This is a genomic window from Cellulomonas sp. B6, assembly GCF_001462455.1.
Lineage (GTDB): Bacteria > Actinomycetota > Actinomycetes > Actinomycetales > Cellulomonadaceae > Cellulomonas.
In genome coordinates this window covers 1-16375 of record NZ_LNTD01000036.1, presented here as the reverse complement: position 1 = coordinate 16375, position 16375 = coordinate 1, and the positions used below count along the sequence as shown (strand labels likewise).

The 16375-nt window shown below is 73.0% G+C and carries 11 protein-coding genes; 2 read left to right on the top strand and 9 right to left on the bottom strand.

The window, feature by feature from the left end:
- Positions 1 to 30 precede the first annotated feature (30 nt).
- From chvE (ATM99_RS02310) to ATM99_RS02270, 9 genes are all read right to left on the bottom strand, one after another.
- Entirely contained in the window at positions 31 to 1188 is a 1158-nt protein-coding gene (gene chvE / locus ATM99_RS02310) for a multiple monosaccharide ABC transporter substrate-binding protein (RefSeq protein ID WP_062101340.1), read from the bottom strand.
- 398 nt (positions 1189 to 1586) lie between these two features.
- The gene (locus tag ATM99_RS02305) at positions 1587 to 2366 is read right to left on the bottom strand and encodes an ATP-binding cassette domain-containing protein (protein WP_062101339.1); all 780 of its coding nucleotides are present in this window, start codon (positions 2364 to 2366) and stop codon (positions 1587 to 1589) included.
- 114 nt (positions 2367 to 2480) lie between these two features.
- Positions 2481 to 3752 carry an ROK family transcriptional regulator gene (locus ATM99_RS02300; RefSeq protein WP_062101338.1) on the bottom strand — a complete coding sequence of 424 codons (1272 nt, stop codon included), beginning with the start codon at positions 3750 to 3752 and terminating at the stop codon, positions 2481 to 2483.
- 48 nt (positions 3753 to 3800) lie between these two features.
- Complete coding sequence (gene mmsB, locus ATM99_RS02295) at positions 3801 to 5039, bottom strand: multiple monosaccharide ABC transporter permease (RefSeq protein ID WP_062101337.1); 1239 nt, start codon at positions 5037 to 5039, stop codon at positions 3801 to 3803.
- Positions 5036 to 6583 carry a multiple monosaccharide ABC transporter ATP-binding protein gene (mmsA, locus tag ATM99_RS02290; protein WP_062101336.1) on the bottom strand — a complete coding sequence of 516 codons (1548 nt, stop codon included), beginning with the start codon at positions 6581 to 6583 and terminating at the stop codon, positions 5036 to 5038. Before mmsA ends, mmsB begins: the two co-directional genes overlap by 4 nt.
- A gap of 68 nt (positions 6584 to 6651) precedes the next feature.
- Positions 6652 to 7791 carry a multiple monosaccharide ABC transporter substrate-binding protein gene (gene chvE / locus ATM99_RS02285; RefSeq protein WP_062101335.1) on the bottom strand — a complete coding sequence of 380 codons (1140 nt, stop codon included), beginning with the start codon at positions 7789 to 7791 and terminating at the stop codon, positions 6652 to 6654.
- Between the two features lie 278 nt (positions 7792 to 8069).
- Positions 8070 to 13970 carry a pullulanase-type alpha-1,6-glucosidase gene (pulA, locus tag ATM99_RS02280; protein ID WP_062101334.1) on the bottom strand — a complete coding sequence of 1967 codons (5901 nt, stop codon included), beginning with the start codon at positions 13968 to 13970 and terminating at the stop codon, positions 8070 to 8072.
- 145 nt (positions 13971 to 14115) lie between these two features.
- The gene (locus ATM99_RS02275; protein WP_062101333.1) at positions 14116 to 14388 is read right to left on the bottom strand and encodes a DUF167 domain-containing protein; all 273 of its coding nucleotides are present in this window, start codon (positions 14386 to 14388) and stop codon (positions 14116 to 14118) included.
- A gap of 14 nt (positions 14389 to 14402) precedes the next feature.
- Positions 14403 to 15395, bottom strand: a complete 993-nt coding sequence (locus ATM99_RS02270; protein ID WP_062101332.1) for a malate dehydrogenase — start codon at positions 15393 to 15395, stop codon at positions 14403 to 14405.
- A 188-nt stretch (positions 15396 to 15583) separates the two neighbouring features.
- On the opposite strand from ATM99_RS02270, the gene ATM99_RS02265 reads away from it, so the two are divergent.
- The gene (locus ATM99_RS02265; protein WP_062101331.1) at positions 15584 to 16135 is read left to right on the top strand and encodes a sigma-70 family RNA polymerase sigma factor; all 552 of its coding nucleotides are present in this window, start codon (positions 15584 to 15586) and stop codon (positions 16133 to 16135) included.
- Positions 16125 to 16375 (top strand): hypothetical protein (locus ATM99_RS02260; protein ID WP_150118077.1); only part of this gene is annotated, 251 nt, incomplete at its 3' end. The genes ATM99_RS02265 and ATM99_RS02260, both read left to right, overlap by 11 nt.

Here is a 16375-nt window from a genome sequence, read left to right as displayed (position 1 = left end):
GGGATCGCCCGGCCGGGCCGCGTCACCGGGTCAGGCGACGCCCGACTCGACCTGGGCCTCGGTCCAGTAGCCCGAGTCGACGAGCAGCGGGACGATGTCCTCGGCGAAGACGGTGTCGACCGTCAGCAGGTAGGACGGCACGACCTTCTTGCCGTTGTCGTACGTCTCGGTGTCGTTGGCCTCGGGCTTCTCACCCTTGACGAACGCCTCGGCGACCTTGATCGACTGGTCGGCGAGCTTGCGCGTGTCCTTGAAGATCGTCGAGGACTGCACGCCGTCGTTGATGAGCTTGACCGACGCGATCTCGGCGTCCTGGCCGGTGACGATGGGCAGGCCGGCCTCGATCGTCGGGCCCTGACCGACGCCCTGGAGCGCCGTGATGATTCCGCGCGAGATGCCGTCGAACGGCGAGAGCACGCCCGAGAGCTTGGAGCCGTCGGAGTACGTGGAGGTGAGCAGGTCCTCCATGCGCTTCTGGGCGGCCTCCTGCGACCAGCGCAGCGTGGCGACCGTGTCGAAGTCGGTCTGGCCGGACTTCACGACGAGCGTGCCGTTGTCGATGTACGGCTGGAGCACGGACATCGCGCCGTCGAAGAAGAACCCGGCGTTGTTGTCGTCGGGCGAGCCGGCGAACAGCTCGATGTTGAGCGGCCCCTGGACGCCCTGGATCGCGACGCCCGAGGCGTCGATGAGGCCCATGCCCTGCAGGAGGGCGGTGCCCTGCGCGACGCCGACCGCGAAGTTGTCGAACGTGACGTAGAAGTCGACGTTCTCGCTGTCGCGGATGAGGCGGTCGTAGGCGATGACCGGGATGTTCTGCGCGGCGGCGCTCTCGAGCTGGCTCGTGAGGGCGGTGCCGTCGATCGAGGCGATGATGAGGACGTCGGCGCCGCTCGTGATCATCTGGTCGATCTGCTGGGTCTGGGTCGGGATGTCGTCGCCCGCGTACTGCAGGTTGACCTTGTACCCGAGGTCCTCGAGGCCCTTCTTGACGGCCTTGCCGTCGGCGATCCACCGCTCGGAGGTCTCGGTCGGCATGGCGACGCCGATCGTGATCTCGCTGGGGTCGGCGCCGCCGCCGGCGCCCTCGGTGCCGCCACCGCCCGCGCCGGCACCGCCGCCGCCGCAGGCCGCGAGGCCGAGCGCGAGCGCCCCGGCCGCCGCCACCATGGTGAACTTGCGTCGCATCGTGTGCTCCTTCTCGTCGTCGAGAGGTTCCCGGTCCCGATCTGCTCGGGAGCGGACGCGGCTGCTGTGCCGGTCCCACCGGACGTACCCGGCTGCCTCGGACGCGACGGGGGTCGTCCTCGTCCCGGTGCAGCGGGACAACCATGCTTAAGTTCGGAACCCGAAGTCAACCGGGAACGATGCCTTCTCGGTCACGAACTCATCACAACTTGGTCCCGCTGCGCCTCCCGGGTGATCTGGGAGCGCGACCACGGCGATGTCGCTCACGCAGCGGGTGAGACGCCCGCCCGCTGGCGCCGCGGCTCGGGTTCGGGACCCGCACCCAGCGCTCTGCGGTGCACACGGTCCACGGCCGGAGCGAGGAGTCCTCGCCCGGCGGGCGACCGGCCGGGCCGCGCTCAGGACCGCAGCGGCACCGGACGGGGCGTCGCCGCCCGCGACGCCCCCGTGATCGCGGCGATGATGTGCTCGTAGCCCGTCGACCGCGCGTCGAACGACCCGTTGTTGCGGCCGTGCCGCAGCACCTCGACGCGGTCCGCGACCGACCGCACGTCGGTCATGTTGTGGCTGATGAGCACGACCCCCAGCCCCAGGTCGCGCAGCCCCTCGATGTGCACGAGCACCTCGGCCGTCTGCGCGACCGACAGCGAGGCCGTCGGCTCGTCGAGCACCACGAGGCGCGGCGAGCCGATGAGCGTGCGCGCGATCGCGACGGCCTGCCGCTGCCCGGCCGACAGGTGCGACAGCGGGACGCGGACCGTCGGGATGCGGCTCGTGAGGTCGCGCAGGATCTGCCGCGCGACCTGCTCCATGCGCTCGTCGTCGCGCGCGCCGCGGCCGTCGCGCAGCTCGCGCCCCAGGAACAGGTTCGACGTCACGTCGAGGTTGTCGCACAGCGCGAGCTCCTGGAACACCGTCGCGACCCCCAGCGCGTGCGCGGCGGCCGGCGTCGGGATCGTCACGGGGACGCCGTCGATCTCGATCAGCCCGGCGTCGGGCGTCAGGACGCCCGCGACCATCTTCGCGAGCGTGGACTTCCCGGCCGCGTTGTCCCCCACCAGCGCGACGACCTCACCCCGGTGCACCTCGAGGTCGACCCCCACGAGCGCCTCGACCCCGCCGAACCTCTTGCTGATGCCGCGCATCGACAGCAGCGGCGTCCTCGTCGCCTCGGTCATCGTCGACCCCGTCCGCTCTGCGTGCCCTGGCGCCACGTGCCCTCGCGGCGCGTGCCCGTGCTCGTGCTCCTCGCGACCGTGCTCGGTGCAGTGAATCCCGCACCCCTGCCCCGGTCAACCCCGGTCGTCGTCCCGCCCACCCTCGCCCTGCTCCTCCCGCGCACCGTCCCGTCGGCCGTCGCCCGGTGGCGCGCCCACCGGGGCCGCGTCGTCCTCGGCGCGCACCGGCACGTCGGCCGACCGCAGCGCGAGCACGAGCGCACCCATCACCTCGGCCCGCTGCCCCAGCGCGGCCGGCACGACCTCGAGCGGTGCGACCTGGTTGAGCAGCACGCGGCGCTGCAGCGCCTCGCGCAGCGGACCGAGCAGCACCTCCCCGGTCTCCGCCAGCTCGCCCCCGACGACCACGCACTGCGGGTTCATGCTCGTCCCGAGGCCGGCCAGCACCGACCCGATCACGGCGCCCGCGTCGGCCACCACGCGCGACGACCCCGGGTCGCCGTCCCGCGCCCGCGCGATGACGTCGCGCAGCGCGAGCGACCCGTGGGACGCCCGCAGCGGCTCGACGAGCGCGTTCGCGCCGACCACGGTGTCGAGGCAGCCGCGCGAGCCGCACCGGCAGATGTGCCCGGTGGGGTCCACCTGCACGTGGCCGATCTCCCCCGCCGTGCCGGCGAACCCCCGGTGCACCTGCCCGCCCAGCACGATGCCCGCCCCGATGCCGTACGACGCGCGCACGTAGACGGCGTCGCGGTACCCGCGCGCGGCACCGAGCGTGGCCTCGGCCAGCGCGCCCAGGTTCGCGTCGTTGTCGACGAGCACCGGGCGGCCCAGCCGCTCGGTGAGCACCTGCGCGAGGTGCTCGTCCTCCCAGCCGCGCAGCAGCCCCGGGACCGACACGACGCCCGTGTCGACGTCGACGGGTGCGGGCACGCCCAGCCCGATCGCGACGACGTCCTCGAGGTCCGAGCCGATGCGCTCGAGCAGGTCCATGACGAGCAGCGCGCCCCGGTCGAGCGTCGTGTCCGACGGGTGCTCGAACGGCAGCGGCAGCATCTGCTCGGCGACGACCTCGTGCGCGAAGTCGCCCAGCACGACGCGCAGGTGCCGGTGGCCCACCTGGATGCCGACCGCGAGCCCGACCCGGCGCGCGAGCGTGACGAGCTGCGCGCGCCGCCCGCTGCGCGTCGTGACGGCAGTGTCGACGATCCCCGCGGCGAGCAGCTCGCGGACGATCGTCGACACCGTCGCCTGGGACAGCCCGGTGGCGGCGGCGAGCTCGACCTGCGTGAGCCCGCCGTACCGCTGCACCGTGCCGACGACGAGCGCCTTGTTGGCCTCGCGCAGGGCGGTCTGCGAGCCCGCCGCACCCGCTCGCCTGCTCACGAGGGCAACCTACCGGCGCCCACGCCGCTCACGGACGCACGTCCGGTTCTACTGCGTGCCCGCGCGTCGCTTGTTGAGCAGGTCGAACGCGACCGCGAGCAGCAGCACGAAGCCCTTGATGGCCATCTGCCACGCGGGGTCGACCGACAGGATGGACAGGCCCATGTTGAGCACGCCCATGATGAGCGCGCCGACGATCGCCCCCGACACCCGACCGATGCCGCCGGTGACCGCCGCCCCGCCGATGAAGCACGCGGCGATCGCGTCGAGCTCGAAGTTCTGCCCGGCCGCCGCGATCGCGGCGCCCGCGCGTGCGGTGGTGACGATCGCCGCGACCCCCGCGAGCAGACCCATGTTGACGAAGATCCAGAAGTCGACCCGGCGGGTGCTGACGCCCGACAGCGCGGCCGCGGAGCGGTTGCCGCCGATCGCGTAGATGTGCCGCCCGAAGACCGTGCGGCCCATGAGGAACGAGTAGGCGACGACGAGCACGCCCACGATGACCAGGACGATCGGGGTGCCACCGGCCGAGAACGACAGGATGACGGTGAGGATCCCGATGCCGACGGCGATCGCCGCGAGCTTGGTGACGAACAGGCCGAGCGCCTCGACGTGCAGGTCGTGCCGCCGCAGCGAGCGACGCGCGCGGACCTGCGTGAGCACGATCGCGGCGACCGCGAGCGCGCCGATGACCAGCGTGACGCCGTCCATGTTGCCGACGTAGTTGAGCCACGGGGGCAGCGAGCCCTTGGAGATCCGGATGAACGCCGGCGGCAGCCCGGCGAGCGTCTCGCCGACGATCACGAGCGCGAGGCCGCGGAACACGAGCATGCCGGCGAGCGTGACGATGAAGGCCGGGATCCCCACGTAGGCGACCCAGAACCCCTGCCACGCCCCGACCATCGCCCCGACCGCCAGGCCGACGAGCACGGCGGCGATCCACGGCAGCCCGATCGGGTCGCGCATGGTCACCGCGACCACGCCGCCGACGAACGCGACGACCGACCCGACCGACAGGTCGATGTGCCCGGCCACGATGACCATGACCATGCCGATCGCGAGGATCATGACGTACGCGTTCTGCTGGAAGAGCGCCGCGACGTTGTTGGCGAGCAGCAGCTTGCCGTCGGTCAGCACCTGGAACAGCAGGATGATGACGACGAGCGCGCCGAAGATGCCGTACTGGCGCGCGTTGCCGCCCAGGCCCTGCAGCCGCTGCCCGAGCGGCACGCGGGGCGTGCCCGGTGGCGTCGGGGACGGAACGTTGACGTCGGTCGTGGTGCTCATCGGGCGATCCCGTCCTTGTCCATCGTCATGAAGTGCATGAGGTGCTCCTGGGTCGCGTCGGCGCGGGCCACCTCGCCCGTGACGCGACCCTGGCTGAGCGCGTAGATGCGGTCGCAGACCCCGAGCAGCTCGGGCAGCTCGGAGGAGATGACGAGCACGCCCTTGCCCGCGTCGGCGAGCCTGTTGATGATCGTGTAGATCTCGTACTTGGCACCGACGTCGATGCCGCGCGTCGGCTCGTCGAGGATCAGCACGTCGGGGTCGGCGTAGATCCACTTGGACAGCACGACCTTCTGCTGGTTGCCGCCCGAGAGCTTGCCGACCAGCGCCGTGACGGTCGGTGTCTTGATGTTCAGCTCCTGGCGGTACCCCTCGGCGACGGTCGACTCGGCCTCGCGGTCGACGACGCCGCGTCGTGCGAGCTTGCCGAGCGCGGCGGCGGAGACGTTGTGCTGCACCGTGTCGATGAGGTTGAGGCCGAACCGCTTGCGGTCCTCGGTCGCGTACGCGATGCCGTGGGCGATGGCCTGCTGGACGGTCGTGGCCGTGATCTCCTGACCGTCCTTGTACAGCCGACCGGAGATCCGGGTGCCGTACGAGCGGCCGAACACGCTCATCGCGAGCTCGGTGCGGCCCGCCCCCATGAGGCCGGCGAGCCCGACGATCTCGCCGCGGTGCACCGTCAGGCTCGCGCGGTCGACGACCTTGCGCGTCTGGTCGACGGGGTGGTGCACGGTCCAGTCCTCGATCCGCAGCACCTCCTCGCCGATGCTCGGCGTGTGGTCGGGGAACCGGTGGTCGAGCGGGCGGCCGACCATGCCGCGGATGATGCGCTCCTCGGTGACCGGCTCGCTGCCGCGCATGTCGAGGGACTCGATGGTCTGGCCGTCGCGGATGATCGTCGTGGTGTCGGCGATCGCCTCGATCTCGTTGAGCTTGTGGCTGATGATGATCGAGGTGATGCCCTCGTCGCGCAGCCCGCGGATCAGGCCCAGCAGGTGGGCGGAGTCCTCGTCGTTGAGCGCGGCCGTCGGCTCGTCGAGGATGAGGAGCCGCACCTCCTTCGACAGCGCCTTGGCGATCTCGACGAGCTGCTGCTTGCCGACGCCGATGTCGCTGACGCGCGTGTCGGGACGCTCGGCGAGCCCGACGCGCGCGAGCAGGCGCGCGGCCTCGGCGTTGGTGCGGTTCCAGTCCATCACGCCGCGCTCGGCGCGCTCGTTGCCGAGGAAGATGTTCTCGGCGATCGACAGGTACGGCGAGAGCGCGAGCTCCTGGTGGATGATGACGACGCCGCGGCGCTCGGAGTCGCGGATGCCGCGGAACTCCTGCACCTCGCCGTCGAGGACGATGTCGCCCTCGTACGTGCCGTGCGGGTAGATGCCCGACAGCACCTTCATGAGCGTCGACTTGCCCGCTCCGTTCTCGCCGCAGATCGCGTGGATCTCGCCGCGGCGCACGGCCAGGGTGACGTCCGCGAGCGCCTTGACGCCCGGGAAGGTCTTGGTGATGCCGCGCATCTCGAGGATGTGCTCGGTGTCCATGGGTCCTCGCTGGGTCGTCCGGGCGGAGCCGGCCGCGCGACCGGAGCGGTCGCGCGGCCGGCCGTGGTTCACAGGCCGAGGTCGGCGGCCTTGTAGAAGCCCGAGTCGACGAGCACCTGGACGGTGTCCGGCGTGATGACCTGGGGCGGCAGCAGGTAGGTCGGGACGACCTTCTCGCCGTTGTCGTAGGTCTCCTCGTCGTTGACCTCGACGGTCTCGCCCTTGACGATCTGCTCGACCATCTTCGCGACCTGGTCACCCAGCGTGCGCGTGTCCTTCCAGACCGACATGGACTGCTTGCCGGCGATCATGTTGAGGACGTTGGCCTTGTCGGCGTCCTGGCCCGTGAGGACCGGGTAGTCCGGTCCGGGCGCGTAGCCGGCGCCCTCGAGCGCCTGCGCGATGCCCAGCGCGAGCGAGTCGTTGGGCGACAGGACGACGTTCACCTTGGTGCCGCCCGAGTAGAACGAGTTGAGGCGGTTCTCCATCTCGGACTGCGCGGTGTCCGAGCTCCAGCCCTGGACGCCGATGGACGCCCAGTCGTCGTTCGACGCCGGGGCCTTGCCCGAGGGCACCACGAGCTGGCCCTTGTCGAGGTAGGGCTTGAGCACGTCCCACGCACCGGCGAAGAAGAACTTCGCGTTGTTGTCGTCGGGCGACCCGGCGAACGGCTCGAGGTTGAACGGGCCCGCACCGGTGTCGAGCTTGAGCGCGTCGACGATGAACTCGCCCTGCATCTTGCCGACGCCGTAGTTGTCGAACGTCGCGTAGTAGTCGACGTTGGGCGTGTCGTTGATGAGGCGGTCGTAGGCGATGACCTTGATGCCCTGGTCGGCCGCCTGCTGCAGCGTCGGCGCGAGGGCCGTGCCGTCGATCGACGCGATGACGAGGACGTCCGCGCCCTGGTTGACCATGTTCTCGATCTGCGTGATCTGCTGGTCGACCTTGTTGTCGGCGTACTGCAGGCTGGTCTCGAAGCCCGCGTCCTTGAGCAGGCCCTCGAGGTGCGCGCCGTCGCGGTTCCACCGCTCGAGGCTCTTGGTGGGCATCGCGATGCCGACCATCGTGTCCTCGGCGCTGCCGGTGGCGCCGTCGGTGGAGCCGCCGCCCGACCCGGTGTCGCGCTCGGAGCTGCAGGCGGCCATGCTCCCCACGAGCAGACCTGCGGCGACCATCGTGATCGCCGTCTTCTTCCATGCCAGTGACATCGTCGTCGCTCCCTCGTGTGCGCCGCTGCTGCGGCCGGGACGTCCGTCGTCCCGGCCACCCGGGGTCGGCGTCGCTGCCGAGGAGCCGGGTGCGGCTTCGCGTTGCATTCAAGACCTGAAGCCTTCGCCAGGGCAAGAGTCGTGACCAATCCGTGTCCTGATGTCACTCGCGTGCTGGCCGCCCGCGGTGTGCGCACCCAAATCGGGCATGTCCGCACGCAGACCGGCCCGTGCCTTCAGACATCGAAGGCACGGGCCGGTCTGCGCGGACGGCCAGGTCAGCGGCACACCCCCGGCAGCCACCACCCGAGCAGACCGCACACCAGGTCGCGCCACGGGTCGGGTCGCGGCGTCGGCGACCGCTGCTCGACGAGCACGGCCACCGTGCGCGCGGGCACCGTGACCGTCCCCGTCCCACGGTCGTACGTCGTGGTCCGCACCACCGGGTCGGCGCCCGCCGCCTGCACGGGCGACAGCGCGTACCGCCGCCCCGCGAGCGCGTCCACCCGCTGCGCGGTCGGCTCGTCGGACGCGTTGACGACCACGAGGAGACCGTCGAGCCGCGCATCGACGTCGGTGCGCCACCGGCGCGTCGCCACGTCCCAGCCCGGCCGGTCGTCGACGTGCATGACCACCACCCCCGGTGCCGCGTCCGGCCCGGAGCCCGGGAACGTCACCTTGCGCTCGATCAGGTCGGCGTCCCCGAGCCGGAACAGCCGGGTCGAGGCACGCAGCTCGAGCAGCTCGGCGGACGCGACGCGTGCCGCCGCGACGTCGGCGGGGGTCGGCACGAGCGCGGGGTCGGCCAGCAGAGGCTGCTGGAACGGCCACTTTGCCTCGTTGTCCGCCGCCGGCGGGAGCCCGCGGCCGAAGCCGTTGGTGCGCCCGGACCAGTCCAGCACGTTGAACCAGTCCCCCGAGTCGTACGAGTTCCTGTCGAGCGACTTGCTGCGCAGCAGGTCCGCGCCCGCGTGCCAGAACGACGGGGTCTGCGCGAGCGTCGTGGTGGCGAGCGAGACCGTGTTCATGCGGACGCGGGCGGCCATCGGGGTGTCCTGCGGGAGCTTGAGGTAGAGGTTGTCGAACAGGGTCTCGTTGTCGTGCGCGTCGACGTACGTGACGACCTCCTCCGGGGAGTCGGCGTAACCGGCCGGCTGCCCGTTGTAGTCGACCTGGTCGCCGCGCCTGACGGTGCCGTCGCTCGTCAGCAGCTCGAACGACCGCAGGTTGCCGGCCATGCCGAGCCGCACGAGGTCCGCCTGGTGCCGGACACGCGCGAGCTGCTCGGCGTCGGTGCCGTTCACGGGTGCGCCGTTCGGGTCCGTGAACGCACCCGAGCCGAAGCCCTGCACGCGCGGGTCCTCGTCGAACGGCCCACCGCCGCGCACGGCGTCACGCAGCCGGTCCGAGAACGTGCCGATGCCCGTGCCGCCCAGCTGACCCTGCGTGGCCTGCTCGAAGAGCCGGTCGTCGGCCACCTCGCCGAAGTTCCAGCCCTCGCCGTACAGGTACACCTTCCGCCCGTCGACGCCGTCGGTGCGGGGTCGCAGCCGGTCGAGCGCGTCGCGCACGGCCTCCATCGTCTGCCGCGAGTGGTGACCCATGAGGTCGAACCGGAAGCCGTCGACCTTGTAGTCCCGCGCCCAGGTGACGACCGAGTCGACCATCATCTTCTCGGCCATCGCGTGCTCGGTCGCGACGTTCTGGCAGCACGTCGACGTCTCGACCTTCCCGGTCGCGTCGAGCCGGTGGTAGTACCCGGGCACCACGCGGTCGAGCACGCTCTTCGGGTCCTGCCCGCTCGCCGCGGTGTGGTTGAAGACCTGGTCGAGCACGACCTGCAGCCCGTCCGCGTGCAGCACCCCGACCATGGTGCGGAACTCGGCGACCCGCGCGCCGCCGACCGCGTCGACCGCGTACGAGCCCTCCGGCACGGTCCAGTGCCACGGGTCGTAGCCCCAGTTGAACGCGTCCTGCCCCGCGACCGCGGTCACGCACGCCTGCTGCTCGGGCGAGTCCGGCGGGAGCGCAGCGAGGTCGCACGCGGGCGCCGCCTGCGCCGACCGGTCCTCCTCGATCGACGCGATGTCGAACGTCGGCAGCAGGTGGACCGTGGTCAGACCCGCGTCGGCGAGCGCGCGCAGGTGGTCGCGGCCGTCGCTGCGGGGCACCGCGAACGCGCCGTACGTGCCGCGCAGCGCCGCGGGGACCGTGGCGTCCGAGACGGAGAAGTCGCGGACGTGCAGCTCGTAGATCGTCTGGTCGACGGGACGCACGACCGGCTGGGGCGTGCGCTCCCACTGGCGTGGCCGGTAGCGGGCGTCGTCGAGGTCGACGAGCACGCCGTGCGTCGAGCTGCGCGTGAGCGCGACGGCGTACGGGTCGGTCACGCGGTTCACCTCGACCTTCCCCGTGGTCGGCGCGTAGACCGTGACCTCCCACAGGTACGCCGCACCGGCCCACGCCTTCGGGCCCGCGACGGTCCAGCTGCCGTCGGCCTGCCGCTGCGCGGCGGCCCGCACGGGGTCGCCGGACGTGTCGAGCGCACCGCGCCGGTCGGCGGGCCACACCAGCACGGCGACGTCCTGCGCCGTGGGGGCCCACAGCGCGAGGTGCGGGGCACCCTTCACCCACGTCGTGCCGAACGTACGCTTGCCCGCCTTCTTGCTGTACAGGTCGTCGATCACGCCCGGCACCTGCACGCCCGTGACCGCCTGCGCGACGTCGTCCGCGTCCGCCTGCCGCACCAGCAGCTCGCCGGTGAGCAGCCGCTCGACCGTGGCGCGGTCGGACCGCACCCGCAGCGCGACGTACCCGTCGAGGGCCGGGAACCGCTCGACCTGCGCCGCGGTGAGCCCACCGGCGACGACCTCGAGCGCGACCTCCTCACCGCCCGTCACCTGCCCGTCCACGACCTCGAGCGCCCCCTCGGGCGACCCGTGCAGCGTGAACCGCAGCGCCGACGCGTCCGTGCCGCTCGCGACCAGCCCCGCGGGCCACGCGAGCGTGCGGGCGTCGACCCAGTGCGCCTGCGCCTGCCCCGTGCCGGGCAGCGGCGGGTCGGTGACCTGCACCGTGAGCACGTGCGTGGTGAGGTCGTAGAGGAACGTCACGGGCCTGCCGCCGGGCGCCGCGAACGCGAAGTTCGCGCCGTCGCGCACGCCGTCGGCGCCGTAGTTCTCGGCCCACGACAGTCCGTGCGCGACCTTGAGCTCGTACGAGCCCGCCGCCAGGTCGGGCAGCGTCAGCGTGGCGGTCCCGTCGCCGTCGCCGTCGACCAGGGCCGTCGCCAGGCACGCGGGGTCCCAGTCGGCCGCGCAGCCCGCCTCGCTCTGGTACGACCCCGGCAGCGTGATCAGCGGACCCTGCGCCGAGGACGTCACCTGGTGCGTGGTCGCGTCGTACACGAACGTCACCTGCTGCGGCGCGTCGCCGGCCACGGCGTACGTGACGTTGGCGCCGCCGGGCGCGCCGCCCGCGCCGTAGTTCTCGTCCCACGTGCCGCCCACGGCGACCTTGTACTCGTACGACCCCGGCGGGATCGTGAAGGTCCCGGAGTACACGACGCCGTTGGTCGACGTGAGGCGCGCCGCCTCGCAGCCCGGCTGCCAGTCCCCCGGGCACCCCATCGCGGCGTTGTGGCTGCCGGGCACCGTGACGAGCGTGCCGCCCGGCGCCGGCGGAGGCTCGACGCCGTCGACGGCCACGCCGACGCTCGCGTACGTCGACGCGGCGCTGCGGTGGCCGGTCACGTCCTGCCGCACCGCGCGGTACTCGACGAGTGTGCCGGGGTCCAGGTCGCGCACGTCGTGGAACACCCGGGGCGTCGTCGTCTCGGCGGTGCCGAGCGGCGTCCACGCGTCGTCGCCGACCACGCGGTAGGCGAAGGACGTCGTGGCGAACGCGTCGTCGTCGACGTCCGCGACCACGGGGGCCAGCCCCTCGAGCGCCGCGCCCGCGCCCGGCACCGCCAGCGTGAGGCCGTCGTCGCCCGCCGCCACCGGCCCGTCGGCCCGCAGCACGACCGCGCCGAACGCGGGCACCGTCAGGGCGACGGCGCCCTCGGCGTCGGCGGTCGCTGCCGCGCCCGGCACCGTGCCGGCGCCCGAGGTCGCGAGCAGGGACGTGAACGTCGCGCCCGGCGTCAGGCTGTCGACCGTGACGTCGGCCGGCGTCGCCGCGTTGTTGAGCGCGACGAGGTGCTCGACGCCGTCGTCGCCGACGCGCGAGAACGCGTACACCGACCCGGCGGCGTACCGCTCGACCTGCGCGCCGGAGGTCAGCGCGGGCGTCTGCGCGCGCAGCCCCGCGAGCGTCGCGATCTGCCGGTACAACGGCGTGTCCGTCGCGTACCGGTCGACCGAGCCGGCGGGTGTGCCGTCGAGCAGCGCCTGGTCCGCGTACTCGTCGACCTGCGTCGCGAACAGCGACTGCCGCGCGTCCTTGTCCTTGCCGCCGAGCGTGCCGTCGCCGACGAACCCCTGCTCGTCGCCGTAGTAGACGACCGGCTGCCCGCGCGTCAGGTACATGAGCGCGTGCGCGAGCCCCGAGCGCGCCTGCGCGTCGCCCGCGTCCTTCACGGCGTACCCGATGCGCCCCATGTCGTGGTTGCCGAGGAACGTCGGCAGCGCCTGCGCGCTGCTCGTCGGCGTCGTGTAGAGGTCGTCGCCCGCGAACAGGCCCTGCAGGCCCGCCGCCGAGAACCCCCGGGCGTAGCCCGCGGCCGCCGCCTGGAACGAGAAGTCGAGCACGGCGTCCATGTCGGTCTCGCGCACGTACGGCGCGGTGAGCGCGGGGTCCGCGTCGTACACCTCGCCGAACATGAAGAAGTCCGGGTTGCCGACCGCGTCCGCGTGCTGCGCGATCGCCGTGGTGAAGACGTCCCAGAACTCGCGGTTCACGTGCTTGACGGTGTCGATGCGGAACCCGTCGATCCCCAGGTCCACCCACGCCTCGTAGACGTCGACGAAGCCCTGCACGACGTCCGGGTGCTCGGTCATGAGGTCGTCGAGGCCGTCGAAGTCGCCGTACGTGACGGACTCCCCCGTCCACGTCGAGTTGCCACGGTTGTGGTACAGCGTCGGGTCGTTGAGCCAGGCCGGGACCTTGGCCTCGGCGTCGGCCGGGTCGATCACCGGCGTGTAGGGGAACGACGTCGCCGGGTCGAGCGCCGGGAAGTCGTCGGTGCCCGCGTACGTCGCGGGGTCGAACGGCTCGCCGGCGGCGTCGCGGTAGGGCCGGGTCGCCTGGTCGACGTACCCGTACGCGCCCTCGGCGTGGTCGATGACGTCGGCCGTGTGGTTGGTGATGATGTCGAAGTAGACCTTGATGCCGCGCGCGTGCGCGTCGGCGATCAGCGCCTCGAGCTCGGCGTTGGTGCCCAGGTGCGGGTCGATGCGCGTGAAGTCGGTGACCCAGTAGCCGTGGTACCCGGCCGACGCGTCGGCGCCCGTGCCCTGCACGGGGCGGTTGAGGAACGACGGCGTGAGCCAGATCGCCGTGGTGCCGAGCCCCTCGACGTAGTCGAGCCGCTCGCGCAGGCCCGCGAGGTCGCCACCGTGGTAGAAGCCCTTGTCGGTGGGGTCGAGGCCGGTGGTCAGCCGCTCGCCGTCGAGACCGCCGGTGTCGTTGCCGGGGTCGCCGTCGGCGAACCGGTCGGTGAGCACGAAGTAGAAGCTCTCCCCCGCACCCGGGTTCCGGACGGGATCCGCCACGAGGTCGGCGTCGGCCTCCGTGTAGCCCCCCGCGAGGTCCGCGACGACGACGGACGTGCGGTGCGTCGCGTCGTCGTAGGTGAACGTGAGCCGTGCGGGCCCGGCGAGCACGAGCGGCGTGTTCGCGTCGCCGCCGTCGGCACCGTACGCCGCGTCCCACGTGCCGTCGAGCGCGACCTTCCACTCGTGCGCGCCGCCGGGCACGTCGAACGTCGCCGAGAACCGGCCGGGGACGTCGGTCGGCGCGAGCGCGGTCGCCGCGCAGGCCGGGTCCCAGTCGGCGGCGCAGCCCAGCTCGTCCTGCAGGCTGCCGACGAGCGTGACCGCGCCGGCCGCGGCGAGGGCGGTGGACGCCGGGAGGGCCACGACCGCGCCGGTCGCGGCCACGGCCCCGGCGGCGAGGAGGGCGAGCGCACGGCGTGCGGTGCGGGGGGCGAGGGGGCGTGGCAGGGCGGCGCCGACCATCGGGACTCCTTCGTCGCGGCACGTCGTCGTGCCGTCGGTGGGCTGTCCCGGCGACCGTAACCCGTTGCAACAACTTGCAGCAAGGGTTTCGGGCATGCCGTGCGATCCGGACGATCCGCCCGGCCCTGCGGCCCGTCGGCCGCCCTCATGCGTCGAGCAGCTCCGCCACGCGCGCCGCGGCGTCACCCCCGGTCGCGGCGTCGTCGACCTCGACGACCTTGTCGCGGCTCGTCGCACCCGTCACGAGGACGACGTGCCGCCGGCGCACGCCCAGCGCGTCCGCGACCGCCGCGAGCGCCGCCTCGGTCGCGGCGCCGTCGACCGCGCGCGCCTGCACCGCGACGACCAGCGCGTCGCCGTACCGACCACCGACGCGCGTGCGCGACGCCCCGGGTCGCACCCGGATCGCGACGCGCACGCCCGCCAAGCCGGTCAGACCAGGCCGAGCGCGCGCACGGCCTCGCGCTCCTCGACGAGCTCGGCCACCGACGCGTCGATGCGCTCGCGCGAGAACGCGTCGACCTCGAGGTCGGGCACGATCGTGTACGCGCCGCCCGCGGCGGTCACCGGGAACGACGAGATCAGCCCCTCCGGCACGCCGTACGAGCCGTCGGAGACGACGCCGGCCGACGTCCAGTCGCCCTCGGCGGTGCCGTGCACCCACGTGTGCACGTGGTCGATGGCCGCGTTCGCCGCCGACGCGGCCGACGACGCGCCGCGCGCCTCGATGATCGCCGCACCGCGCTTGGCCACGGTCGGGATGAACGTGTCGCGCACCCACGCGTCGTCGCCGACGACCTCGAGCGCGGGCCGACCGCCGATCGTCGCGTGCGTCAGGTCGGGGTACTGCGTCGCCGAGTGGTTGCCCCAGATCGCGATGCGCCGCATCTCCTCGACCGCCGCGCCGGTGCGGTGCCGCAGCTGCGCGAGCGCGCGGTTGTGGTCGAGCCGCGTCATCGCCGTGAACCGCTCGGCCGGCACGTCGGGCGCGTGCGCGGACGCGATGTACGCGTTCGTGTTCGCGGGGTTGCCCACCACCAGGACCCGCACGTCGTCCGCGGCACCCGCGTTGATCGCGGCGCCCTGCGGCCCGAAGATGCCACCGTTGGCGCTCAGCAGGTCGCCGCGCTCCATGCCCTTGGTCCGCGGGCGCGCCCCGACGAGCAGCGCGACGTTCACGCCGTCGAACGCGGCCGTCGCGTCGTCCGTCACGTCGATGCCGTCGAGCAGCGGGAACGCGCAGTCGTCGAGCTCCATCGCGACACCCTCGGCGGCCTGCACCGCGGGCGGGATCTCCAGCATCCGCAGCCGCACCGGCGTGTCCGGGCCGAGCAGCTGCCCCGACGCGATCCGGAAGGCGAGGGCGTAGCCGATCTGACCGGCGGCGCCGGTCACGGTGACGACGGCGGGCGTGGTGAGGGACACGGGCGGGCTCCTTCGATCGACCGGTGGCGGCGCGCCGGCACCGTCCACGCGCCACCCCCGAACCTACCCGAGCACGCGCCGACGGCACCCCGTTTCCCCGTCCGGGTGACGTCCCACGAGACCGCCCCCAACGCGGCGCGACCATGTGGTCGTTGAGGGGGCATGGACGTACCAGCAGGAGGGCACAGATGACGAGGCGGTGGGAGACGCTCCTCGAGGAGGTGGCGCGCGACCGGTGGGCCAGGCTCGTGACCCACGCGACCTTCGTGTCGGGGTCACGGGCGGACGCACCCGACCTGGTCCAGGAGGCCCTGATCTCGGTCTTCGCGGGACGGGCCCGCTTCACCACCGCGGACAAGGCCGAGGCGTACCTGCGCCGCGCGATCGCGTCGCGGGCCGTCGACGCGTCCCGACGCAGGCTCCGGGAGTCGCACGCGCTACGACGCGTCCACGCGCTGCCGGTCGTGGAGACCACCGTCGAGGAGCGCGGACCCGGCGCCGACCTCGTCCGCGCCCTCGCGACGCTCGCGCCGCGCGAGCGAGCGTGCGTCGTGCTGCGGCAGATGGACGACCTGTCGGTCGCCGACACCGCGGCCACCCTCGGACTCAGCGAGGGCGCGGTCAAGCGGTACACGGCCGACGGGCTCACGCGCCTGGCGGCGGCGCTGGGCGGGGCCGCCCCCGACGGCGCGGAGACGATGACGGTACGGACGACGACGGAGGTGCACCGTGAGCGCTGACCTGGACGACCTGATGGGCAGGGCGACGGCCGACGTGGAGCGCTCGGTCGACCCGATCCCCGCGGCGACGCTCGACGGCGTGCGGTCCGCGGTGCGCCGCCGCCGCGTCCTGCGGCACGTCGGAGACACCGTCGCGTGCCTGGCCCTGGTCGGCGCCGTCGGTGCCGCCGCGGTGCTCGGCAGCCGTGACGCGGTGCCGCCGGCCCACACGCCGGCGCCGACAGCCACCGTGACGGCGCC